The following is a 24,576-nucleotide window of genomic DNA, read 5'->3' on the forward strand; positions in this document are numbered from 1 at the left end:
GGGCTTTTTTTATACTGGTACTGGATTTGTCCGGCTGATGCTGGTTTTTAAGCAGTTAAGAACAGTCAAGCCGGTTGTAAGGGATCACAGCAGTACGTTAATGATCGCGTTACCGATACCCATCAGTGCTGCACCGGAAATCAGGCCTGCACAGATTGGTTCGCAACCTTCCACCCAGAACTGGTGACCGGAGGTTTTCGGATCAGGATGTTTGCGACCCATCCACCAGAACAGCGCTGCGCCTATCCACATTGCCAGACAGGAATCCGGTGGCAGTACCACACCCAGACCGATCGAAACAGCCGACAACGGGAATTTACCCTTGGTCACGATACGACTGACTTCGATGACGACGGCTGCAATTGCAGCAACTGCCATCGCAATAATCGCAGATGCAGGCAGGCTGCTGACGCCCTTAGCGATCAGTTCCGCAACACCTTTCCATTGCATTGCTGCAGGGAAAGCGAATTTTTCAGAAATGATGGTCGCGGTTGAGCGCAAACCGTCAGCATCCGGCGGCAGGAATAACAGGTAGTAAAGCGGAATACAGGCGATAGCACCGGAGAAAATGCCGATCACGTGGCCAACCGCTTGCTGACGTGGCTTTGCACCCAGCATGTAGCCCGGTTTGATATCAGACAGCAGATTGGATGCATTCGACGCGACTTCGGCAGTCATACCGGCCGGAATCAGATTGCTGGCCGGATTGCTGGAATCAATCGCACCCATACTGAACTGGGTGATTTTCGACAGTGCGCCGGTCGGTGTCCAGGAAGTCAGCGCCATTGCATTGGCACAAATGACGGTCAGGATAAAGATCAGTGGCAGACTGATGAAGGACAGTAACCATGGCACATTGAAGAACTCATGTGTAGTCCATGCAGCCAGAACACTGAAAATCGGGATGCCGATGTAAGATACCATCAGTGGCAGTTCGATGTGTGCGACAGGGTCCGGGCCGGTATTCTGTTCTTTTTTACCGAAGCCTTTGAACAGGCCGGTGAACAGTTCAGGTTTTGCCAGCAGACCGACAATCGAACCAACCACCATGATGGCGACCGCCCACCACAGGCCCCACTGGTTGACGATTTCAACGCGGGAAATAGGAACCACTTTGCCGCTCGGTGCAATGCGTTCGATGATATCGCCACGCTGAATCATCCACGGAGCGAGGAATACGAAGTTAATGATGGAGCCGAGCAGGATACTGTTCGCAACGCGGATACCCATCAGACCACCAACACCGACCATGGCCAGATCAGCATTAAAGCGCAAACCCAGTGCACGGAAATCGGTGCCGAGAATTTTCGGAATCAGCAAATCGGCTTTTGCCGCATACATGTAGTAGTAGTCGTCAAAACGCTCATGTAAATGCCACGGTTCAACCAGACCGGCCCATTTATCCATCATCAGCAATTTGAACTGAATCAGTTTCATCCAGCCATCGCTGACAATCGCCTGGAATGCGGCAGTCCACAATGCGGTTTTTGCCAGCAGTTTGGCCTGGCGCATACCGGTGTCACCATCGTCGGAATACAAAGTATCCAGCACCACGCCACAAGCACGGCCTTCTGGAAACGGCAACTGATCTTCATTGATGAAGCGGCGTTTCAGCGGGAATGCGACCAGTACACCCAGAATCGAACAAGTCGACATCCAGATCATCATTTGCCACCAAGGGATGATTTTTCCGGTAATCAGCATATAGGCTGACAGCGCGGAAATCATTGGCATCACCATGTAGCCGGCAGCGGTGGCGATGGATTGCGAGCAATTGTTTTCCAGAATCGTGAAATCTTTTGCCAGACCGGAACTTGCCAGTAAGCGGAACAAAGCGAAAGCAAGAATCACGGAAGTCAGCCCGACGCCGATGGAGATGCCGGTTTTACCACCGATATACAGTGCAGTACCGGACAAAATGCCACCCAGCAAAAAGCCGGTCAGGGCAGAGCGCAGCGTCAGCTGTGCCATATCGCCGCGATAAACGTTTTTTAACCACCATTCATCTTTCTGCGCCCGCGTCCAGGTGCGGATCTGCTCATCAGATAGTTGCTGCAGGGCCATTGTGTCTCCAGAACAAATTGAAAATCGGATTGCTTTTGTCTGATACGATTTGCTGCAATATGCAGTAATCCGTTACAAAAGCTGAAAATATACTTACAGGTGCGGCAGTATCTAAGTGCCGGTTTGCCCTGTCAAGTCGCATTGCGGTAAAGACGGCCGCACATGCAGGAATGTTGTGTTTTGATGAATTTCCGGTCGCTGAGTTCTCAGATTCCGGAAAAATAAAAAGCCCCGTGAAATTCACGGGGCTTTGACTCAGCAGACTGAGGGGGATGATTACATCATGCCGCCCATGCCACCCATACCGCCCATGTCAGGAGCAGCTGGTTTGTCTTCAGCGATTTCAGCAACCAGAGCGTCAGTTGTCAGGATCAGGCCAGCAACCGATGCTGCATTTTGCAGTGCAGAGCGGGTTACTTTTGCCGGATCCAGAATACCCATTTCGATCATGTCGCCGTAGGTGTCGTTTGCAGCATTGAAACCGAAGTTGCCGGAACCGTTAACGATAGCGTTAACAACAACGCTTGGTTCGCCACCAGCGTTAGCAACGATTTCACGCAGAGGTGCTTCGATTGCTTTCAGAACCAGTTTGATACCGGCTTCCTGATCAGGGTTGTCGCCTTTGATTGCGCCAACTGCAGCACGTGCACGCAGCAGAGCAACGCCACCGCCTGGCACAACGCCTTCTTCCACTGCTGCACGGGTAGCGTGCAGAGCATCTTCAACGCGTGCTTTTTTCTCTTTCATTTCAACTTCGGTTGCAGCACCGACTTTGATCACAGCAACACCGCCTGCCAGTTTGGCAACGCGCTCTTGCAGTTTTTCACGATCGTAGTCAGAAGTTGCCTGTTCGATTTGCGCGCGGATTTGTTTTACGCGTGCTTCGATGTTGGCAGCTGCACCAGCGCCGTCAATGATAGTGGTGTTTTCTTTACCGATTTCTACACGTTTTGCCTGACCCAGATCTTGCAGAGTTGCTTTTTCCAGTGTCAGACCAACTTCTTCAGCGATCACATTGCCACCTGTCAGGATAGCGATGTCTTCCAGCATGGCTTTACGACGGTCGCCGAAGCCAGGTGCTTTTACTGCGGATACTTTCAGGATGCCGCGCAGGTTGTTCACAACCAGAGTTGCCAGTGCTTCGCCTTCTACATCTTCAGCGATGATCAGCAGCGGACGGCCGGCTTTTGCAACTTGCTCCAGAACTGGCAGCAGATCACGGATGTTGGAGATTTTTTTGTCGAACAGCAGGATGAACGGGCTTTCCAGAATCGCAGACTGTTTTTCAGGGTTGTTGATGAAGTATGGAGACAGGTAGCCGCGGTCGAATTGCATACCTTCAACGATATCCAGTTCGTTTTCCAGGGATTTACCGTCTTCAACAGTGATTACGCCTTCTTTGCCGACTTTTTCCATTGCGTTAGCGATGATTTCGCCGACTGCAACGTCAGAGTTAGCAGAGATAGAACCAACCTGAGCGATTTCTTTGGAAGTCGTGGTTGGTTTGGACATGGTTTTTACTTCGGCAACCAGAGCTGCAACCGCTTTGTCGATACCGCGTTTCAGATCGGTAGGATTGAAGCCTGCTGCAACGTATTTGAAGCCTTCGCGAACGATTGCTTGTGCCAGTACGGTTGCGGTTGTTGTACCGTCACCTGCGTTGTCGGAAGTTTTGGAGGCAACTTCTTTAACCAGTTGCGCACCCATGTTTTCCAGCTTGTCTTTCAGTTCGATTTCTTTTGCAACGGAAACACCGTCTTTAGTCACGGTAGGCGCGCCGAAAGAGCGTTCCAGAACTACGTTACGGCCTTTAGGGCCCAGAGTGACTTTTACTGCGTTTGCCAGAACGTTTACGCCGTTAACAACTTTTGCACGTGCGTCATCGCCAAATACAACTTGTTTTGCTGCCATGTTTATTCTCCAGAATAATTCGGATTAATTCAGTACGGGAAGCGCGGGATTACTTCTGAATGATCGCGAAGATGTCTTCTTCACGCATTACCAGATATTCCTGACCATCCATTTTGACTGCCTGACCAGAGTATTTGCCGAACAGTACGCGGTCGCCGACTTTTACTTCCAGCGCGCGAACGGAACCGTTATCCAGCTGTTTACCTGCGCCAACGGCCAATACTTCACCTTGGTCTGGTTTTTCAGCTGCAGCGTCAGGCAGAACGATACCGGAAGCGGTTTTTGTTTCTTGATCCAGACGTTTAACGATCAGACGATCGTGCAGGGGACGAAGGTTCATACGAGCTCCTTTAATTAACGAGTCATTACCAGAAATTGATTTTTAGGGCTGGGGAGAAAGCCATTGTTAGCACTCTATCCCAACGAGTGCTAATTATATGGGCGACCTATGGGCATTTCAAGGAAGAAAAAAGCAGGAAATTTGCACTTACTTCCTTATTTCGTTCGGCAGTGCAGGAAAAACGGCTTTACCAGTCGGTGTAAATGGCCTGTTTTTTTGTAAGTGGTATTGCTGTTCCGCTTAGATGTTTGTTGGCCCGGCAGCCTGTCAGCGGTTTAAATTAGCCATCGGAAAAAACGGATTCAGCGGTTCGGAGGTCGTTGCCAGAGAATGTGAGTTATTGTCACGAGTGAGCGCAATTCGCTGAAAATGTACGAAAATAGTGCATATCAGAAAGCTATTTGCATTGATCTGGTGCGGATAGTAATTGTAACGGCAGGTGAGTGCGAATGCTCTCAGGCGATACGGTAAGGCAGGAGACGGTGGTGAAACGATTGTGCAAGGGAATCTTTTTGTGTCTGGCGCTGATGCCAGCATGGTGCCTTGCTATGTCAGTGGTATTCATCAACCCCGGGAAAAAAGATGAAATTTTCTGGCTGACGGCAGCCCGCAGTATGGAAGCTGCAGCTGGTGATCTTGGCATTCAGCTGGAAGTGATCTATGCCGAACGTAACCACCTGAATGCGCTGCGTTTTGCGCGCCAGCTGGCGGAACGTCCGCGTCATCAGCGTCCCGATTATTTGATTCTCAGTAACGATTACGGCGTCGGCCCCGAGGTGCTCCGCCTGCTGGAGGGCACCGGAATCCGTACTTTTTTTGCCTACAGCGGCATTACCGATCCGCGAGACCGCCAGAAAGTACAGGCACCGCGTAAGGTATACAAAAACTGGATCGGTGTCCTTGAACCGAATTCTGAAGAGGCCGGTTACCTGACCGCTTCTGCGATGATTGCAAAGGCGCGTGCGCAAGGCCTCGCTGGCAGTGACCATAAACTGCACATGATTGCGATTGCCGGTGACCGCTCAACCACCACATCGCTGAAAAGGAATCAGGGCATGCTGCGCGCTGTTACTGAGCAAAGTGATGTGGTGCTGGAGCAGCAGGTTTATGGGGAGTGGAACCGTGCCAAGGCGCGCGAACAAAGTGACTGGCTGTACCAGCGCTATCCACAGGTCAGGGTTGTATGGGCCGGAAATGATCTGATGGCCTTCGGTGCAATGGAGAGCTGGGCTGAGCGCGGCGGAAAACCCGGCAGTGATGCGGTATTCAGCGGCATTAATACATCCGAAGAAGCCATCACCAAACTTCGCACCGGCAGCCTCGCTGCGCTTGCCGGAGGCCATTTTATTGCCGGAGCCTATGCGCTGGTCATGCTGTATGACTACCATAACGGACACGATTTTGCCGATGAGGGTCTGGAGCTTGAACGCTCTATGTTCATCCTGTTCTCAGCAGATGATGCAAAACGCTTTCAGAGTCAGTACGGTGATCTGGACTTTCACAGGGTGGATTTCCGGCGTTTCAGCAAAGTGCTGAACCCGGCTGTACGCCAGTATCAGTTCAGTTTTCGTCAGATTCTTTCTCCGGGCAGGGGGCGCACATGACGCGATTTGTGCAGGAACCCATCGCATCGGTATTGTTAAGACAATTATTTAAATGGGTCATTCTTTGTGTGGTGCTGTTCAGCACGCTGCAGGGCTGGCTGAATTATCGCGCGGGCGAAGAAAAATTCGAAACCGCCGTGCGTAGCGTCGCCGAAACCCATTTGCCGCTGTTGTCCGTAGCTATCTGGGACATCGAGCCGCAAACCATCGAAAAACAAATGGGATTGTTACTGAACAGTCCGGATGTTGCCTGGGTGGCGATTTACACCAGTACAGGTAAAGTATTTACGCAAGGCAGCAAAGATAAGCTGTCACAGAGCCAGACCCTGCGTATGGATATTCCCGCGCCGATGGCCAGCAATGGCAGCGTCGGTACGCTGGAACTGGTACTCGATAAAAGCAGCCTGCGTTCTGAGCTGATCCGTAATCTGATTATCGCCGTGCTGGAAATTCTTGTGCTGGGGCTGGTGTTATTGTTTGCCGTGGCAAAAATTCTCAAGCGTGATCTGGAGCAGCCACTGCATGAGCTGGCAGCCTATGTGCGTAAGCTGGAAGCCAATCAGCTGGGCGCAGTGTTCAGCCTGCATCGCCGTAAGCGGCACGGTTACAACGAGATTGATCTGGTCGTCGATGGTTTTCGTGAAATGCAAAACAGTCTGCAGCGGCATATCCGCGATCAGGATCAGCTGGTAATGGAGCGCACGCAGCAATTGGAAAAAGCGCTGGCTACGCTGAAAACCTTGTCGAATACGGATGCGCTGACTCAGGTGTTTAACCGTCAGTATTTTAATGAGCAGATGCCGGCAGAACTGACACGCGCATTGCGTCATGGTCGTCCGGTATCAGTGATTTTTTGCGATATTGATTTTTTTAAACAGGTCAATGACACCTATGGTCATGCGATTGGTGACCGTGTACTGATTACCTTTGCCGGACTGGTCAGACAGAGTCTGTATGCAGACCGCGACTGGCTGACGCGTTACGGCGGGGAAGAATTCGTGATTGTTTTGCCGGAGACAGATCTGAACGCAGCGATGGAACGTGCAGAGCTTATCCGCAAAAAAGTAGAAAGCGACTTGCAGTTCTTTCTGGAAGATGGTCGCCATTTCAGCGTCACGTCCAGTTTCGGTGTCGCTGTCATGGATAGTCAGGACAGTGTGGATACACTGATGAAGCGCGCTGACCTTTGTTTGTATGAAGCAAAGCAAAATGGCCGTAATCAGGTACGCCCGGTTGTGCAGCGCCGTTCAGCCGCTCCGGTATTTCAGGTTCATGCACCGCAGGTAGATGGCTGGCAAAACAGCCGCGGTGGTACGGAGCGTTGATTTGCCTTGTAGGGGGCAATCGCAAAATGTGCTAAGGTGACGCCCATGCTGAATGTGTCCCGTCGATTATTGCTGTGTTTGCTGATGCTGGTTTTGCCTTTGCAAAGCCTGTTTGCATTCGCACATGCCAGTTGTCTGCCGGTGTCAGCATCTGATGTTGCGGTGATTCCGGCAGCGCCTGATATGACAGGCATGGCTGCACATCACTGTGATGAAATGCAGACTACAAACGCGACAGACCACAAGGTCAAAACAAAACTGTCTCCCGTAAAAGCACATGCCAAAACCGGGGGCTGTCATCAGCTATCGCCATGCTGTACTGCGCTTGCATTTCTGAATCCTCCTTCTCTGACATTGCCGCAACCGGCTTCCGGCGTGGCTGTTTTTCCGGTTGCTGAACTGCCGCGTTCAGTCACACCTTCCGTTCCTGTACCGCCACCACGGCAAAGCTGATCACCGGCACTGGCCGTCTTTTTTACCGTGATTAATTCGTGCTTACCTGCAAAGGTAATGTCACGCTTGTACAGGAATATCTTCTGATGAAACTGATCTTACTGACCGGCAGCCTGCTCTTACTCAGCGGCTGTACCGGTATGCCATCTGCGCCGCTGACCGATGCGGCTTATCTGCCGGTAACGACGCACCGCAGTGCGGCTGAAACCGGCTCCATTTTGCGCTTAGTACCCGGTGAAACGCTGCAACAAAGCGATGCAGTACAAATCGCACTGCAACAGCATCCGGCCATTCGTGCCATGTTTGCAGATGCTCAGTCCGGCGCTGCGCTGCGCGCTAAAGCGGCGTCATTGCCGGTGCCGGTATTCGGCTTTGAACGTGTGCATGCACCTGAACTGGAAATTGTGCGCAGTATCAGTCTGGGCTTGTGGGAGCTGATTTTATGGCCGCAGCGACGCCAGCAGGAACAGGCGTTGCAGTTGCAGGCCAGATTACAACTGACCAGCGAATTGACACAGCGCATTGCGGCTGCACGGCTTGCGTGGGTCGATGCCGTGGCTGCACAGGAACAATGGCATTACGCGCAGCAGGTGGAACAGGCTGCCGCTGCTGCCGGTGAACTGGCGACAGCGATGAAAGCCAGAGGTAATCTGAATGCGCTGAAAACCCTGCGCTACCAGCAGGGAGCGGGGGAAGCTCGTTTGCTGCGGACGCAGGCAGAGCAGCGTGCGCTGGCAACGCGGGAAGCATTGTGGCAGGCAATGGGACTGGATGCTGAAAGCGCCAAAGCCTTTCCTTTACCGGAACGTTTGCCGGATTTGCCGCAGCAGGCGATGACCGACGCGCAACTGAACAGCCCGCAGCGTCCTCAGCGTCTGGATGTGCGTCTGGCACAGGAGCGCTGGCAGACGGCGCGCTTGCAGGCAGGACTCAGCCGCGTGGAAAGTATCGCGGATATTGGTTTGCGCGCAAAGCGCGGTGATAGTCAGGGCTGGGAAGTGGAGATTGCGCTGCCCTTGTGGGATGGCGGTGCATTACAACGTCAGGCAGCTCAGTCCGGTGTGGAAGCTGCGCGCCAGCAAGCGCTGGCGGTGACACTGCAGGCGGCATCGGAGCAACGCGTGACCTATGCCGCATATTTACAAAGTTTTGATGCCGCGCGTCAGTACCGTGATGATCTGATTCCTGCGCGCCGCAAAATCTCAGATGAAATGTTGCTGCGTTATAACGCAATGCAAATCTCTGTATTTGAGCTGCTGGCGGATGCCCGTGAACAAAGGATGATGGTGACTGCAGCGATTGATGCGCTGGCAAATTTCTGGCGCGCCGATGCCGCGCTGCAAGCCAGCCTGACCGGTGCACCGCTGAATGTCAGCATCAGTCCGCTTAACCGCAATACCGGCAGTGCTGCTGCCGAAGCCAGCCACTGAATACGGAGAACAGCATGAATCAACGTAGACAATTTTTTAAACTGGCCGGTCTGACCGGTGCAGCCGTCGCCAGCGCTGTTGTCAGCCGTGTTGCCATGGCCGGATTGCCGGAGCCGGTGATACGCTCCGGCCCCGAAACCGCCGCACCGTATCTGCCGCCGGACGGCCGCCCGTACCGCCCTGTAGTCACGCTGAATGGCTGGACTTTACCGTGGCGCATGAACAAAGGTGTTAAAGAGTTCCATCTGATTGCAGAACCGGTCATGCGTGAATTTGCGCCGGGCATGACCGTGCAGTTATGGGGGTATAACGGACAAAGTCCGGGGCCGACGATCGAAGTCGTGGAAGGCGATCAGGTCAGGATTTTTGTGACCAACCGTTTGCCGGAACACACCAGTATGCACTGGCATGGTCAGCGTTTGCCGAATGGTATGGATGGCGTTTCCGGTCTGACGCAGCCACCGATTCCGCCGGGAAAAACCTTTGTATATGAATTCACCGCGCGGCGTCCGGGGACGTTTATGTACCATCCGCATGCCGATGAAATGACCCAAATGGCGATGGGGATGATGGGCGCATGGGTGACACATCCTAAACATCCGCATCCGCAGATTGATCAGGTGGACCGCGACTTCATCTTTCTGATCAATGCCTATGATGTGGAGCCTGGCGCTTCGGTGCCGAATATCATGACCATGAACGATTTTAATCTCTGGTCATGGAACAGCCGCGTGTTTCCGGGTATCGACAGTCTGCCTGTACGGCAGGGCGATAAAGTGCGTATCCGGGTCGGTAATCTGACCATGACCAATCACCCGATTCATATTCATGGTCACGAATTTACGGTGACTGGCACCGATGGTGGCCCGGTGCCGAAAACAGCGCGCTGGCCTGAAGTCACCACCGATGTCGGTGTCGGACAAATGCGTCAGATTGAATTCGTTGCGGATGAATTGGGCGACTGGGCTTTCCACTGCCATAAAAGCCATCACACCATGAATGCAATGGGACATAATCTGCCGACCATGATCGGTGTTGATCAGCGCGCAGTCGCCAGAAAAATCCATCAGCTGATTCCGGGTTATATGGCGATGGGCAGCAACGGTATGGCGGAAATGGGGATGATGGAAATGCCGCTGCCTGAGAACACTCTGCCGATGATGAGCGGCGAAGGGCCTTTCGGTTCGCTGGAGATGGGCGGCATGTTTACCGTGCTGAAAGTGCGCAAAGATCAGAAACCGGGTGATTACACCGATCCCGGCTGGTATCAAGCGCCGGAGCACACGCGGGCGCGTTTGTATGAAGGGCCTTTACCGGAATCGCTGCGCCAGAAATCCATGACGGATGCAGGTAAAGCTGCGGATGTGCACAGCGGACATCAGGGACACGCCATGCCGGAAAAAGCCAGTGAAGACGCGGCACTGAAAGTAGTGAAGCCGCGTCAGCATCAGCACTGATCAGCGTACCGCGGGCGGTTCCGGCGGCGGCAGCATCGCTTCCAGTTCCGCCACACTGCTGAGAATTTCTGTTGTACTCCAGTTGCGCGTCAGCCAGATCGTCAGGGCACTGACGGCGAGCTGGCGCGCAGCCGGATTAATAGCGGAACCGCTTTGCCGGAAGTGGTGAGCTGCAATGCGTCCTGCGAACAGCGTCATTGGTTCCGGCATTTGATCCGCGGTCAGAATATAGCTGACCGGATTCAGTTTCTGGTCTTGCGGTGCGCCCTGAAAACCGGCTTTATCCCACAGCGCCTGCTGGTCGCGGATAGAAATCAGTCTGGCCGGTTTGTCCGGCATTTTGCTGAAGCTGCTCAGCCCGAACTGATACAGGCTCCACGGAATGCCGTGTACGACTAACAGCAGAAAGCCGACTGTCAGGCTGATGCGTTTTACCCATCGCAGATTCATAATTTCCCCAGATATTGTGCTGCCCATGCAGCTGTGGCGGCTTGCCAGAATTGTTCGGTTGTGAGGATGCCGGACGGTAGTGATAAACCCAGAAAGCCGGCAGCCGGCATCAGTGCTTCCGGTAACAAATCATTATCGCCGCGGTCAAACGCGATTGCACCGGTTTGTTTGGATAATTTTTCACCACCCGGATTATTCACCACAGGAACGTGCAGATACTGCGGTGTCGGCAGCGCCAGACATTCCTGCAGATACAACTGTCTGGCTGTGGAATCGGTCAGGTCTGCGCCGCGCACAATGTGAGTGATGTTCTGAGCACCGTCGTCTACCACCACCGCCAGTTGATAAGCCCAGAAACCATCGGCACGTTTTAATACAAAGTCGCCGACTTCAGCGGACAAATCCTGCTGCAAAGGGCCGAGCAGGCGATCGGTGAAATGCCTGATTGCTGCTTCGCCATCCGGCACCCGTAAGCGCCATGCGCGCGGACTGCGGCCTGTTGCCAGACCGTTGCGGCAAGTGCCCGGATACACAAGGCTGGCGCTGTCACCAAGCCGCAGACGCGAATCGGCAATTTCACGACGCGAACAGCCGCACGGATACACCAGCGTCCCCAGTTGCTGTAAAGCGGCTTCGTACAAAGGCTGACGCTGACTTTGCCAGACGACGTCGCCATCCCAGTGCATGCCGCAGCGCTGCAGGGTTTGCAGAATGGCGTGATCGGCGCCTGCGACATTGCGGTCGAAATCCAGATCTTCGATACGGACTAACCAGTGTCCGTGATGCGCGCGCGCATCCAGATAACTGGCCATCGCCGCGACCAGTGATCCCATGTGTAAAGGGCCGGTAGGCGAGGGCGCAAACCGGCCGGTGTAAGCAGTAACAGTCATGTTGTTTCTTATTGATAGCCCAGCAAATGGTGTTGCACTGCCGGATCACTCAGTTTATCGACAAACCAGCGCAGAGCTTTACCCCGGTGGCTGCTGCGCCAGACTAAGCGGTTGCTGCCTGTGGGTTTGCTGTTGACGGTTTGTTTTTCGATCAGGCTCCGGTTTTGCAGATGCGGCATCGCCAGCCTGCGCGGTAAATGACCGCATCCGAGCCCTGCCAGTTGCGCTGCCAGCTTAGCCTCCAGCGTCGGCACCGTCAGCACATCCTGTCCGCTGAACAAGCCCGCGGTCATCGACGGCAGCTCGCGACCGGTGTCGCCGACGGCAATTGCACGGTGCGCCTGAATCACGCTGGCAGGTAAGGGATCAGGGATCGCCGCCAGCGGATGTCCGGGCGCAACGGCAAATACCCAGTCGATATCGCCCAGTAATCTGGTCTGAAATTCACCCTGCATGCGTATGGTTTCCGGCCCGTCGTAGGCAGCGCCAATCGCCAGATCAGCACGACCCGACGCCATAGCTTCCCAGACGCCGGACAGCACTTCCTGCGAAATCCGCAGGCGGGTACCGCATTCCTGCTGTTCAAATTCACGGATCAGCGGAATCAGGTCTTCAAAGCGGATGATGCCGTCGATCACGATACGGAATTCGGCTTCCCAGCCTTTGGCGGTGCGCCGCACCTGATTTTCCAGTTGTTGCGCGGCTTGCAGCAAGTGCCTGCCCTGCAGCAGCAATTCTTCGCCCGCTTCGGTCAGCCGTGCTTTATGCCCGCGCCGGTCAAACAGCAGTACATCCAGATCATCTTCCAGCTTGCGCACGCTGTAAGTGATGGCGGAAGGCACTTTATCCAGTGCTTCGGCGGCGGCTGCGAAGCTGCCTTTACGGGCAATGGCGTCCACAATCTGCAGGGATTCCAGCGTCAGATTCATAGAGTTCAAAAAATTTGAATGATTTCGTGCAAATTTACCCCTCAACTCCGTGGACGACAAGAGCTATAGTGCATCTCAGCAATCAATTTTTTTGAACAGGTGACGTATGAAAGCAATCCGATTAGCGCAGGACCGTGGTTACGCCGAACATGGCTGGCTGAAATCCTTCCATAGTTTTTCGTTTGCGGAGTACTACGATCCGCGTTTCATGGGCTTTGGCCCGCTGCGGGTGATTAACGATGACTGGATCGCGCCGGGCATGGGTTTTGGTACCCATCCGCATCAGAACATGGAAATCATCACCTATGTGCTGGATGGTGCGATTGCGCACAAAGACAGCATGGGCAATGGCAGCACGATTCTGCCGGGCAATGTGCAGTACATGAGCGCCGGCACCGGCGTGCGTCACTCGGAATTCAATCCGGATACCAGACAGGCAACCCGCCTGCTGCAAATCTGGATACAACCGGATGTGACCGGCGTTGCACCGCGCTACGACGAAAAAGCGTTCAGCCAGGAAAGCAAAGACGGCAAGCTGGCGCTGGTGGCATCGCCGGATGGTCAGGATGGTTCGATTGCGATTCGTCAGAATGCCCGTTTGCTGATCGGTATGTTCGACGGTGCGCAAAGCCAGCAATTGCCGCTGCAGGCAGATCGTCTGACTTATGTGCATCTGGCACGCGGTGCGCTGGAAGTGAACGGCGTCAGTATGAAAGAAGGTGATGCGCTGATGCTGGCGGAAGAAGATCTGCTGGACATCAGCAGTGGTCAGCAGGCAGAAGTTCTGGTGTTTGATTTGCCGCGTCTGGGCTGAGCGGTCGCAGTTCCGCAGTGAATGTTTTGTAACCCGTGCGGCAACACATTGCCGCTCAGACATACCGGACCGATCAGATGTATCAGACGTATGTCATTTCTTATTGAATATTGTAAAAGGAATCCATCATGAAAAAAGTCGCTATCGTATTTCACTCGGGTTATGGTCACACTGTAAAAGCTGCTGAAGCCGTACAGGCAGGCGTGATTGCAGGTCAGGCCGAAGCGCATCTGGTCGCTATCAGCGCCGAAGGCACACTGACCGACGACCAATGGGCCACCCTGAATACCGCTGACGCCATCGTGTTCGGCAGTCCGACCTACATGGGCATGGCTTCCTGGCAGTTTAAGAAATTTGCCGATGCCACTTCCCGTATCTGGTTCACACAAGGCTGGAAAAACAAACTGGCAGCAGGCTTCACCAATTCGGCAACCATGAATGGCGATAAAGCTTCCACCATCAATTACCTGTTCACGCTGGCACAGCAACACGGCATGTTGTGGGTAGGCACAGGTTTGCTGCCATCCAACAGCAAAGCAGCGCAGCGTAACGACATCAACTACATCGGCGCATCCGCTGGCCTGATGACCGTATCTCCTTCCGATTCCACACCGGAAGAAGGCCCGCTGCCGGGTGATCTGGAAACGGCAAAACTGTTTGGTCAGCGCATCGCAGAAACAGCAGCACGTTTGCTGCCAGCCTGAGCCGCATCGCTGTAAATCAAAACCGGCACGCCGTGAGGCCTGCCGGTTTTTTCTTTATTTGCTCTCCGGCATGCCGCCGTCTATTTCCAGTGTATTGTCGGTCAGTGCATGTTCCCACATAAATTGCTGTACTGATTCCACGGTCACTGTCGCAATTTTTCCTGCCATACGATCCCCGAAAGGATGATCATCAAAGCGGATATTTGCGCGGAACATCCTTGCACCCAGTCGTGTCATGGCGGGTACATCAATCACATCCGGTTTGTATTGCATGGCTTTCAGCCAGCGCTGGGCTTCGCTGCGTTTGTGTACACGCGGATCGGCTGCTGTCGCCAGCAACTCCAGACCCCACTGATTTGAATTCTGGTAGTGGGTGCTGAATGCATACGACAGCATATTGTATTGAGGCTCATGTAAAGACAGTGCAGTACCGTCGCTGATTTTCGCCAGCATGGCCTGTTGCAGAGTCGGTGGCGGAATCAGGATCAGGCTGCGGAATCGGAACATATCATCCAGAAAAAAATTACCCAGTCCTTCTTCAAATAAAGCAGAACTTGCGCTGCCGCACTGGTTCAGTTCATGCAGCACAAACCAGCGCCCGTCCGGCATTTTGCGAATCACGCCGAGATGGGAATACACCAGATGGTACTGACTCAGATCCTGACCGGCGCGGGCAATGATGGCGAGTTCAGCGCCGCTGTCATTCAGCGCGTCCTGCACTTTCAGTGCGAAATTCATGGCTTGCATGATTTTGCGTGCATCCGGCGGTGCATCATCGCACGCAGTACCGGCATGGGCTGGTCGTATTTGCCAGCACAGCAGCAGACAAATCAGAAAGGTGATCAGCCGGAAAAAACGCGGGCCGGTTTCCGGCAGGGCAGGGCGGACAGACATGATTACTGTACCCGGCGATGATGCAGTAAGGCCTGACCGGCTTCATTAGGAATAAATGCCAGTGCTTCACCCGAAACCACCAGCAGATAGCCGGAAGCGACCACAGTTACTTCGATAATGGTGCCGCTGGTGATGGTGGCTTCTTTGATCACGTTGCCGGATAACTTCAGCGTTACGCTGGCAGCATCGCCTGAAGCTTTGGCGACCACAACCACACTGTCACCGGTCTTTTGCGCAGTTTGTACCACCAGATAGCCGGAGGCTTTCACCATAGTCAGGCTGCCGGCGACCACCAGAGCTGTACCAAAGGAAGCTGCCTGCGATGACTGCCCTGAGGCTTCAGATAAGCGGTCGGCTGCCACGGCAGATGTACTGAGGGCGATGGCGGTGATGACGGAAACGATGCGAACAGAAAAGACCATGAAAAACTCCTGTGATGCATGTCATCCGGCGGATCACATGGCTGAGCTTTCGTTGTAGCACAGTGTTTTGTGATCCGCACCGCGTATCCGGTAAGCGCCTGAAAAGGCTACTGTCAGGCGACTTTTTCGCTGCTTTTCAGTCGGCCAGTTTCTTGCCGGGAATACGCTGACCATTTTGCTGCAGAGTCAGTTGGCTGATACGTCCGTCAGCATCACGCTGAAAGGTAATGACAGCGCCAACTTCTGGGATTTCAAAACTGTCTTCAGCGATGACCGCAGCGCGGAATGCAGGCTGACCGCTCGCCTGTATCGTCAGGCTATTGTTGCCGGGTGTAACCGTGATAATGAAAGCCGGGGTCAGTGCATAACGACCGCTGAATTGTTGCAAGGCTTCCGCAGACAAATGTACAGCCTTGTGTTCCGGCAACTGTTGCGGAAACAGGGCGGCAATACCGAGAGCTTCCGGCGAACGTGCGGTATTGGTCAGAACAATCACACCCAGTTTTCCGTCTGCACTGAACGCGGCGAAGCTCGCGTAGCCCCCGGTCATACCGTTATGCCAGACCATATCCCTGCCATACATATTGCTCAGATGCCAACCGAATGCGATCCGCGTTTTTGGCGTGGAGGTATCGCGTTGTGCAGTCTGCACCAGCTTTTCTGCTGATGCCTGATCAGTGCGCGCTGCAGCCATCAGTGTATCCAGATAGCGCAGCATATCTGCTGCATCAGATCGTACCGCTCCGGCGGCCGCCATCGCGTCAAAATCCCAGCCTGAAACCGGCTTACCACTGGCATCGTGTCCGCCCTGCAAGCGTTTTTGCATCTCAGTACTGAGTTGTATTCCTGTTGAAGGCATGCCAAACGGCTTGCTGATTTCTTCACGAATCATTTGCTCAAACGGCTTTCCTGAAACAGTAGCAAGCGCACAACCAAGCATGCCGTAGCCAAGATTTGAATAAGCGTATTTACCTTTTCCGGGAAGATTTTTTATCGTTTGAATATACGAATTAAGATCTTTCTGCGTATAGTCGGCATAGGGGTTGGCCATGTTTTTCGGCTGCAAATTTTCTGGCAGACGGGGCAGACCGGATGTATGGGTTGCGAGGTCCAGCCAGCTGATGCTGAGTCCGGCGGAAGCCGTTGGCATACAGTCAGGCGCAAGCTCCGCCACTGGCTGTGCAGCTTGTATCCGGCCCTGCTGTATTTGCTTTGCCAGTATCAGGGCCGTCATGGTTTTTGTCAGTGATCCGATTTCGTAAATGCTGTTTTTGTCCGGTACAGGCTGGCCTTTGGCACTGAAGCCGGCAAACTGATGACGCTGACCATCGCTAACCCCGATGATGACGCTGGCAAATTCTCCGTCTTCCACTTTCTGGCTGATCAGCTGTTGAACTTTGTCATGCAGCAGTGTTTGCGGAGTTGCTGCGTCAGACGTTTCAGCATACGCAAAACAACTGATTGCCGAGATGCAGGCTGCTGCTACTGTGGATTTCAGCAGTGATAAATGGTGAGCACGATACATAGCAGCCTTCCTTATTCAGATACAGAATGTTGATCGAGACGATGAATTTCTTTTTGCACACGGTGTGCTGCCAGCCAGTTGGCAAGCAAAACCAATGCAAAAATCACGGCAATCGCTAAGTTAGCGAGCAAGCCACGGGCAAACGGTGCGCCGGTGCCGAGTTCTGTTTCCACACCCCAGCGAAACACCACAGTACCGGGAATCATCGGGCCCAGATACCATAACCAGACTGCACGTAATGCATCACGCTGCCGCACTAACTGCTGACGATAAAAATGACTGCAGCCTTGCTGCGCTAGTTGCTGCGGCAATGTCGTTGCCGATGCACGGCGGTGCAACTGCCAGGCAACGACGCATGTTCCCAGAATGATCAGTACGCTGCCAGTGCGCATCAGCGGTGTTGCGAAGCTGAACCAGTAACCGGTAAATACAGCGATCACCAGCACGCAGGCGGCATATTCGATCAGGTTTCGGAACAGCACACTGCGTTCTAGTCCGCGCGCTTTTTTTCTCAGATCATCCACGGTCCAGTGCAATTCAGGCACTGGCTGGGTATGCCATAAAGACTGAATATCATCGTGACTCATGCTGCAACTCCTTTTGCCTGCAAGCGGCTGCTTAATAAAGATTTGATACGGTGAATTTTGGTAGCGACATTGCGTGCCGATAGGCCGGTGACGTCAGCAATGCTGGCGGCATCGATGCCTTCCAGATACATCAGCATCACTTCACGGTCTGGCGGCCCCATCTGATAAATCAGACGAAACAAGCGCTGCAAATCCAGCTGTCTGTCGGTGTTTTCCATATCACTGTGTTCGCAGATAAGATCTTCTGCATCTTCCAGCGGTACATAATTCTGCTCTGTCGTGCGCAGACTTTTCTGTACGTGACTGACGCCGACGTTATGCGCAACCCGGTACACCCAGGTGCGCACGGAACACTGTTCCTGAAATCCGGCAAAGCTCTGCCACAAAGCCAGATGTACTTCCTGAAGCAATTCCTGCTGACGTGCGGTATCACGCTCATAACCGGCAGTGAAGCGCGCAATACTCGGACCGAATTCCTGGATTGCAGCCAGATAACGTTGTTCCTGTAACTGATCGCTGCTGTGCGTTTTTTTATGAAATAGTCTCAGCATGTTTTGAAATTTGTTGTCATGTGATGTTGTGTGTACAGAGATAGTCAGTGGCTGCGGAACTTTCTTACACCGTGACGCAAATTTTTTTTCAAACAAAGTGCACAAAACAAAACAGCTGAATCCGGATGAGGGATTCAGCTGTTCGGGTCTTACCTGATCCGGTCAGAAGTTACCAGAGTTTGACACGCTGTTCCGGAGGCAGATACATATTGTCGCCCGGCTTCACATCGAACGCGGAATAGAATTCCGGTGTGTTACGCAGGCTGCCATTGACGCGGAATTCGCCCGGAGAGTGCGGATCAGTTTTGACCAGCATAATGGCGCGTGATTCGCGCGCTTTGAAGCGACGTGCCTGCGCCAGACCGAAGAACAGACGTTGTTCCGCACTGTAACCGTCGATCACCGGAGCAGGTTTTCCCTCCAGCGACAAATGATAGGCTTTGATTGCCATGACCAGGCCGGCATTGTCGGCAATATTTTCACCCAGAGTCAGTTTGCCATTCAGGAAATACCCGGCAACCGGACTGTATTTGTTGTATTGCTCCACCAGAATGCCGGTGCGTTGTTCAAATTTCTGACGGTCCTGCTCAGTCCACCAGTTACGCAGATTACCATCGCCGTCATATTGCGAACCGGAGTCATCAAATGCGTGGCTGATTTCATGGCCAATCGAAATACCGAGCGCACCATAGTTGAATGCATCATCGGCTTGCGGATTAACCAGCGGTGCCTGCAGGCGTGCTGCCGGGAACACGATTTCATTCATTTCCGGGCTGTAGTAGGCATTTACAGTTTGTGGCGTCATATGCCACACACTGCGGTCAACCGGCTTGCCAAGATGCGCAATTTCACGTGCATGATCTGCCGCACGAATACGGCGGATATTGCCGATCAGATCGTCAGCCTTCATCTGCAGTGAACTGTAATCGCGCCACTGATCCGGGTAGCCGACTTTGACGCTGATTTTAGAGAGCTTGATTTTGGCTTGCTTTTTGGTTTCTTCACTCATCCAGTCCAGCGTATCGATGCTCTGATCAAAGGCTTTCAGGAAGTAGTCCACCATTTTGCGGACGCGGGCTTTCCGTTCGGCCGGGAAATGATTTTCCACATACAGCTTGCCGACGGCTTCGCCAAGCATCTGGTCGGTCAGTTCGACACCGCGTTTTTCACGGCTGCGGTTTTTCTCAATACCGGACAGCACTTTGCCGCGGAAGGCGAAATGCGCATCTGTGTAAGCATCCGTCAGATACGGCGCATAAGCGTCCAGTAACTGGGTCGTCAGATAGGCTTGCCAGACTTCTGTACTGAACTGGCCAATAATCTGTTGCAAACCCTGCAGATAAGAAGGTTGCATGGCCTGCACTTCTTTGATCGCAACACCGGCGTGTTGGGCTTTCAGCCAGGTCTGCCACTGAATGGATGGCGTCAGTTTTTGCAGTTCATTAATGGAGAGTTTGTTGTACACCTTGACCGGATCGCGGTTTTCCACATTGCTCCATTGCGCTTTGGCAATTGCCGTTTCCAGTTCCAGTACTTGCGCTGCATGCTGTTCTGCAGCTTTGTCACCGCTTTGAGACAGCAAGGTCTGCACGTATTGCAGATAGGCAGCGCGTGCCTGCGTCATACGTGCATCATCCTGCTTCAGATAGTAGTCACGGTTTGGCAATCCCAGACCTGCCTGCGATAACACCAGCAGATAAGCGCTGGACTGACGCGCATCCTGTTCTACCGCTGCTGCGAACGGTGTGCGTACACCGGCTTGCTGCATTTGCGCAAACAATGCGGCTAATTGCTTTTTGTCTTTCAGTCCGGCAATCGCTTTCAAATCGGCTTGCAGTGGTTGCAGACCCAGTTCAGCCAGCTTGCCGGTATTCATAAAGCTGTTGTACAGATCACCGATTTTCTGTGCATTGCTGCCTTTGGCGCTGGCAGCATCCGTTGCGGCTTTTTCGACGATGGCTTTTAACTGTTGCTGCACCAGCTCGCGCGCCTGAATGAAGCCGCCCCAGTCAGAGCGGTCGGCGGGAATCTCAGTCGCTTTCAGCCATCCGCCTTGTGCGTGACGGTAGAAATCGTCCTGCGGACGGACGGTGGCATCCATCTGGTCGCGTACCACGCCGGAAACGCTTGTCGCGACGGTCTGGTTGGCAGAGGTGGTGGTTTGTGCTTGCAGGGCAGGTGCCCAGAGTGTCAGCAGTGCTGCGGACAGGGTGCTGAGCAGCAAAGGCTTGTTGGTCATGTTATGTGCTTTATCTTGCGTAAAGCAGCATAGACCCGTGGCCGGAACGGAAGTTCCGGCCTGCTTCAGGTTTGGTCAGACGCCGGCGCCTGCAGCTGGTTCTGCACGACCGGAGTGTTCTTTTTTGCAAATCGGGCAGGATTTGCCGGGAACATACCACGGCGACAATTGCTGGCGTGGTGTGATCACGGCGCGACAGGCAAAACATTGCTTGGTATCCGTAGCTTCTAACTGAGGATTCAGTGCTGTACGGTAATCAAAAACAAAGCAGTCGCCGTGATAATGGGCGCCGCCGACGTCTTCAAAGTACTTCAGAATGCCGCCTTCCAGCTGGTACACATGTTCAAATCCAACGTTCTGCATATGGATTGCGGCTTTTTCACAGCGAATGCCGCCCGTGCAGAAGGTCACCACGGTTTTGTCTTCCAGTTCAGGGCGGTGTTTTTCAACAATTTCCGGAAACTCGGTGAATTTCTGAATACGGTAATCAATCGTGTTGTCGAAACTGCCCACATCGACTTCGTAGTCATTGCGGGTATCCATCATCACAACCGGACGGCCAGCGTCATCGTGTCCCTGATCCAGCCAGCGTTTTAAGGTTTGCGGGTCCACTGCCGGAGCGCGACCTTCTTCCGGACGAATCAGCGGTTTGCGCATGGTGATGATTTCCTGCTTCACTTTCACCAGTAAGCGGGTGAATGGCTGACGGTCAGAAAAACTCTCTTTCGCTACCACATCCGCAAAGCGCGGGTCCTGATGCAGCCAGTCCATGTACGCATCGATTTCATGGCGGAAGCCTGCCAGAAACATATTGATGCCTTCCGGCGTCAGCAGGATCGTACCTTTCAGATTCAGTGCAGCGCACTGATCGTAATAACGCTGACGTTGTTCCGCATGGTCTTCAAACGTGATGAATTTATATGCAGAAATATTAACGTAAGGATTTTCTTCGGTCAGGGTAAGGACGGACATAATAATGGCGGATTGCATCAGATAATCCGCCATTATAGTGCGCTGCCGGTCAGATGCCGGAATAGCCCTGCAGAATTTGCGGTCGTTGCTCAGGCGTCAGCACGACGCAGCATGTCCTGGTGTTCGATGCCGTCTTCCAGATACACGGCAGAAACCGGTTCAAAGCCAAAGCTGCGGTAAAACTTGTCCAGATACAACTGTGCGCCGATCTGAATATCCTGTCCCGGATAATGCTGTTGCAAATACTGAATGCCTTGCTGCAGCAGCGTTTTACCAGCACCGCTGCCACGGGCAGCATCCGTCGTCAGCACACGTCCGAGTGACGGTTGCGGATAGCTGAGTCCCGGCGGAACGATACGCAGATAGGCTGCCAGATCGCCACTTGCTGTATATGCCGTCAAATGCAGACAATGCGGATCTTTACCATCGACTTCCTGATACGGGCAATTCTGTTCAACAACAAACACCGCGATGCGCGCTTTAACGATGTCATGCCATTGTGTCAGTGATAATTCCGAAAAAGGAAGGCACTGCCATTGCAGTGGCAAAGTCGCGGAAGCTTTCAAATTCATCGTACAGATTTCATCAGATATTTGGGAGATTCAGTATAACCCTGACGCGCATAAAAGCGATGTGCATCGGTACGACGGCTGTGACAATGGACTTCTATCCGGTCGCAGCCACGCGCTCTGGCAAGTTCCGTTGCGCGTACTTCCAGTAACGCACCGATGCCCTGACCACGTAAACCATCACCAATGCAGAAATAGCTGATACGGCAAAAGTCACCGGCCAGTGCCAGTTGCGGAATAAAGTGTAGCGATAGCACCGCGCACAATTGCCCTTGTTGCTCGGCAACCAGTAAGCGGGCATCCGGATGCGATAGCTGCGTTTGGATACGCTGGCTGATAAACGGTTCGGTATCGGGATAGCCGAGGCTTTCCAACAGCGCGGTGATCTCCGCAGCATCGGCCACGGTGGCATCGCGGATCTGAAGTTCTTTGCTCATTACATCTGACGGAACAAATGCGCATACACGCGGCTGACCGGCAGTTTAGCTTCACTGTTGCGCAGCCTCAGTGTGATTTTTCCGGCTTCGTCACGCTGTGCCAGACTGACTTCGCGGATGTTGACGACGGTGCTGCGATGAATTTGCCAGAACAGCGACGCATCCAGCTGAGGCAGTAAATCGCGCAGGCTGCAGCGTATCAGTGATTCATGTTCGCGCGTCACCACGTTAATGTATTTATCAGTTGCTTCAAAATACAGCACGTCTTCCACCGGAATCATACGGATATTGTTGCCGACCGCCGCGCGGATGACACGTAATGGCTCTGCTTTTTCTGCAACAGCAGGCAAGCCCTGTAACTGTGCTGCAGGCAGCAGATTTTGTAATTGTGTAATTAATTGGTCCAGTGCTGGTGCATTTGCAGTGCTTGCAGGTGAAGTGCTGCCGGCTTCCGGTGCACATTGTTTTTGCAGGCGGCTGACCGTGCGGCTCAGGCGTTCTTCGCTGACCGGTTTCAATACATAATCGCTGGCGCTGTGTTCAAAGGCTTGTACTGCAAATTCATCATAGGCTGTCACGAAGACGATACGCGGAAATGATTGCTGGTCCGGCCATGCATCCGCCAGTTCTTCGGCAACTTCCAGTCCGGTTTTGCCCGGCATTTTAATATCTAAAAAAATGATGTCCGGTTGCTGTTCCAGTGCCAGCTGCACTGCTTCCACGCCGTTTTCTGCCAGTGCAATGATCTGTAATTCCGGCCACAGTTTTTCCAGATGTTTTTTTAAAGTCAGTGCCAGTATCGGTTCATCTTCGGCGATCAGTGCGCGCAGTGTGCTCATGGTGTCTCGATGGTGTCAGGTTGATAGGTCAGCGGCAGGCGGAGTTCAGAAATTGCACCGGCAGGCTGATTAGCGTACAAGCGAAAACTTGCAGCGTCGCCGTACAGTGCCTGCAGGCGCTCACGCAAATTAGCGTTGCCAACATGCAGTCCCTGCGCATCCGGTCCCGGAATGTCTGCCGGATTTTCAGGTAAGCCCAGTCCTGTATCGCATATACGGATAATCAGTTGCTCTTGTTCACTAGTGGCGCTGATCTTCAGTGTGCCGCCACTGATGGCAGGCTCCAGACCATGTTTAATCGCATTCTCTACCAGCGGTTGTATCAGCATAGGAGCGATCACAGCACTCTCTAGCCCTTCGGGTAAGCTGATTTCATATTGCAGGCGCTTGCCCATGCGAATGGCGAGTAACTCCAGATAAGCCCGTATCAGCGAAAATTCCTGAGCCAGCGGGGTGCGGGCGGCACGTGATGCCTGCAGTGTGGCGCGCAGATAGGTAATCAGTTGTGCCAGCATATGCTGGGCTCGATCGGCGTCCAGCGCAATCAGTCCCTGTAAATTCGCCAGCGTATTGAACAGCATGTGCGGCTCTATTTGTGCCTGCAGCATTTGCAGCTGACTTTGTACCGCCTGACGCTCAATGGCTGCTGAGCGCGCTTTTTCGGATTCAGCCGCTGCCTGCAATTCTGATATGCGTGCGCGGTTCCACATGGACCATGCACCGATCGTTGCAGCAACTGCGCTAACGCTGAGAATGGCTTCGTAATAATGCAGCTGGTTTTTCAGGACAGCCTGGACCGGGTACGCATAAATCCATGCAGAAATCATGGAGCCAGTGAAATAGCCAACTGGCGTCAGTAACAAAGTCATGCCGATCACGCCTGCCAGCGGTGCTTTTCCATTGCGCCAGATTGCTTTGCAGGCACCGTGAACCATGAAAAAGCAGCAATAACCTATGCAGTTGGAGAACACCAGATTTTCAATAAAATGGCTGTTCCTAGCCATTAGTTTGCTGATCAGGAATGCACACAACAAATTGATGATAAAAACATGCAGCAGTCGCTGCAGCAGCGAACGGTGTCTGATCTGAATGTAGCGCATGGAAGAGTCCGTAATTCTGAAAACACGCCAAGCTTATTGCTGCCGGTGAGTTATAGCAGCAGGTAAGAGA

Annotated in this window: 24 protein-coding genes; 7 read left to right on the top strand and 17 right to left on the bottom strand. The window is 53.3% G+C overall.

The genetic code is table 11. The annotated features are described in order from the left end of the window. Positions 1–84 precede the first annotated feature (84 nt). The 3 genes from KDM89_RS13820 to groES form a co-directional block, all read right to left on the bottom strand. Positions 85–2,064, bottom strand: a complete 1,980-nt coding sequence (locus KDM89_RS13820) for an OPT family oligopeptide transporter (RefSeq protein WP_212688512.1) — start codon at positions 2,062–2,064, stop codon at positions 85–87. A gap of 276 nt (positions 2,065–2,340) precedes the next feature. Then, entirely contained in the window at positions 2,341–3,975 is a 1,635-nt protein-coding gene (gene groL / locus KDM89_RS13825) for a chaperonin GroEL (RefSeq protein ID WP_212688513.1), read from the bottom strand. 49 nt (positions 3,976–4,024) lie between these two features. Beyond that, a complete protein-coding gene (gene groES / locus KDM89_RS13830; protein ID WP_189357274.1) occupies positions 4,025–4,315 on the bottom strand; it encodes a co-chaperone GroES in 291 nt (96 codons plus the stop codon). A gap of 485 nt (positions 4,316–4,800) precedes the next feature. Between groES and KDM89_RS13835 the strand changes: the two genes are divergently transcribed. From KDM89_RS13835 to KDM89_RS13855, 5 genes are all read left to right on the top strand, one after another. Next, positions 4,801–5,919: an ABC transporter substrate-binding protein gene (locus KDM89_RS13835; RefSeq protein ID WP_329604671.1), complete on the top strand. Its 1,119-nt coding sequence runs from the start codon at positions 4,801–4,803 to the stop codon at positions 5,917–5,919. Next, positions 5,916–7,244 carry a GGDEF domain-containing protein gene (locus tag KDM89_RS13840; RefSeq protein WP_212688514.1) on the top strand — a complete coding sequence of 443 codons (1,329 nt, stop codon included), beginning with the start codon at positions 5,916–5,918 and terminating at the stop codon, positions 7,242–7,244. The genes KDM89_RS13835 and KDM89_RS13840 overlap by 4 nt, the downstream gene beginning before the upstream one ends. Positions 7,245–7,289: 45 nt before the next feature. Then, on the top strand, positions 7,290–7,697 hold the full coding sequence (locus KDM89_RS13845; RefSeq protein WP_212688515.1) for a hypothetical protein: 408 nt from the start codon (positions 7,290–7,292) through the stop codon (positions 7,695–7,697). Between the two features lie 86 nt (positions 7,698–7,783). Continuing rightward, positions 7,784–9,127: a TolC family protein gene (locus KDM89_RS13850; RefSeq protein ID WP_212688516.1), complete on the top strand. Its 1,344-nt coding sequence runs from the start codon at positions 7,784–7,786 to the stop codon at positions 9,125–9,127. 14 nt (positions 9,128–9,141) lie between these two features. After that, positions 9,142–10,584: a multicopper oxidase family protein gene (locus KDM89_RS13855; protein WP_212688517.1), complete on the top strand. Its 1,443-nt coding sequence runs from the start codon at positions 9,142–9,144 to the stop codon at positions 10,582–10,584. On the opposite strand, the gene KDM89_RS13860 is transcribed toward KDM89_RS13855, so the two are convergent. Genes KDM89_RS13860 through KDM89_RS13870 form a run of 3 tightly spaced genes read right to left on the bottom strand, consistent with a single transcriptional unit; the run spans position 10,585 to position 12,853 of the window. Then, positions 10,585–11,034, bottom strand: coding sequence for a hypothetical protein (locus KDM89_RS13860; RefSeq protein ID WP_212688518.1), 450 nt, complete (start codon positions 11,032–11,034; stop codon positions 10,585–10,587). Next, complete coding sequence (gene gluQRS, locus KDM89_RS13865) at positions 11,031–11,924, bottom strand: tRNA glutamyl-Q(34) synthetase GluQRS (RefSeq protein WP_212688519.1); 894 nt, start codon at positions 11,922–11,924, stop codon at positions 11,031–11,033. The genes KDM89_RS13860 and gluQRS overlap by 4 nt, the downstream gene beginning before the upstream one ends. Positions 11,925–11,932: 8 nt before the next feature. Continuing rightward, positions 11,933–12,853 carry a LysR substrate-binding domain-containing protein gene (locus KDM89_RS13870; protein ID WP_212688565.1) on the bottom strand — a complete coding sequence of 307 codons (921 nt, stop codon included), beginning with the start codon at positions 12,851–12,853 and terminating at the stop codon, positions 11,933–11,935. A gap of 106 nt (positions 12,854–12,959) precedes the next feature. On the opposite strand from KDM89_RS13870, the gene KDM89_RS13875 reads away from it, so the two are divergent. Both KDM89_RS13875 and KDM89_RS13880 read left to right on the top strand, forming a co-directional pair. Then, complete coding sequence (locus KDM89_RS13875; RefSeq protein WP_212688520.1) at positions 12,960–13,667, top strand: pirin family protein; 708 nt, start codon at positions 12,960–12,962, stop codon at positions 13,665–13,667. Positions 13,668–13,795: 128 nt separating this feature from the next. Next, a complete protein-coding gene (locus KDM89_RS13880) occupies positions 13,796–14,371 on the top strand; it encodes a flavodoxin family protein (protein WP_212688521.1) in 576 nt (191 codons plus the stop codon). A gap of 54 nt (positions 14,372–14,425) precedes the next feature. On the opposite strand, the gene KDM89_RS13885 is transcribed toward KDM89_RS13880, so the two are convergent. The 11 genes from KDM89_RS13885 to KDM89_RS13935 form a co-directional block, all read right to left on the bottom strand. Continuing rightward, the gene (locus KDM89_RS13885) at positions 14,426–15,265 is read right to left on the bottom strand and encodes a DUF2145 domain-containing protein (protein ID WP_212688522.1); all 840 of its coding nucleotides are present in this window, start codon (positions 15,263–15,265) and stop codon (positions 14,426–14,428) included. Positions 15,266–15,267: 2 nt separating this feature from the next. Then, entirely contained in the window at positions 15,268–15,687 is a 420-nt protein-coding gene (locus KDM89_RS13890; protein WP_212688523.1) for a hypothetical protein, read from the bottom strand. 136 nt (positions 15,688–15,823) lie between these two features. Next, the gene (locus KDM89_RS13895) at positions 15,824–17,212 is read right to left on the bottom strand and encodes a serine hydrolase (RefSeq protein ID WP_212688524.1); all 1,389 of its coding nucleotides are present in this window, start codon (positions 17,210–17,212) and stop codon (positions 15,824–15,826) included. 11 nt (positions 17,213–17,223) lie between these two features. Beyond that, entirely contained in the window at positions 17,224–17,799 is a 576-nt protein-coding gene (locus KDM89_RS13900) for a hypothetical protein (RefSeq protein ID WP_212688525.1), read from the bottom strand. Then, entirely contained in the window at positions 17,796–18,350 is a 555-nt protein-coding gene (locus tag KDM89_RS13905; RefSeq protein ID WP_212688526.1) for an RNA polymerase sigma factor, read from the bottom strand. Before KDM89_RS13905 ends, KDM89_RS13900 begins: the two co-directional genes overlap by 4 nt. Positions 18,351–18,519: 169 nt before the next feature. Then, positions 18,520–20,589, bottom strand: coding sequence for a M13 family metallopeptidase (locus tag KDM89_RS13910; protein ID WP_212688527.1), 2,070 nt, complete (start codon positions 20,587–20,589; stop codon positions 18,520–18,522). A gap of 75 nt (positions 20,590–20,664) precedes the next feature. Then, the gene (locus tag KDM89_RS13915) at positions 20,665–21,579 is read right to left on the bottom strand and encodes a sulfurtransferase (protein ID WP_230427873.1); all 915 of its coding nucleotides are present in this window, start codon (positions 21,577–21,579) and stop codon (positions 20,665–20,667) included. Positions 21,580–21,650: 71 nt separating this feature from the next. Next, positions 21,651–22,133 carry a GNAT family N-acetyltransferase gene (locus tag KDM89_RS13920; RefSeq protein WP_212688528.1) on the bottom strand — a complete coding sequence of 161 codons (483 nt, stop codon included), beginning with the start codon at positions 22,131–22,133 and terminating at the stop codon, positions 21,651–21,653. Then, on the bottom strand, positions 22,130–22,567 hold the full coding sequence (locus tag KDM89_RS13925) for a GNAT family N-acetyltransferase (protein ID WP_212688529.1): 438 nt from the start codon (positions 22,565–22,567) through the stop codon (positions 22,130–22,132). The genes KDM89_RS13920 and KDM89_RS13925 overlap by 4 nt, the downstream gene beginning before the upstream one ends. After that, the gene (locus tag KDM89_RS13930; RefSeq protein ID WP_212688530.1) at positions 22,567–23,406 is read right to left on the bottom strand and encodes a LytR/AlgR family response regulator transcription factor; all 840 of its coding nucleotides are present in this window, start codon (positions 23,404–23,406) and stop codon (positions 22,567–22,569) included. The genes KDM89_RS13925 and KDM89_RS13930 overlap by 1 nt, the downstream gene beginning before the upstream one ends. Next, complete coding sequence (locus KDM89_RS13935) at positions 23,403–24,410, bottom strand: sensor histidine kinase (protein WP_212688531.1); 1,008 nt, start codon at positions 24,408–24,410, stop codon at positions 23,403–23,405. Before KDM89_RS13935 ends, KDM89_RS13930 begins: the two co-directional genes overlap by 4 nt. Between the last annotated feature and the right edge of the window lie 166 nt (positions 24,411–24,576).

The organism is Cognatundibacterium luofuense, assembly GCF_018139685.1.
Taxonomy (GTDB): Bacteria; Pseudomonadota; Gammaproteobacteria; order Burkholderiales; family Burkholderiaceae_D; genus Undibacterium; species Undibacterium luofuense.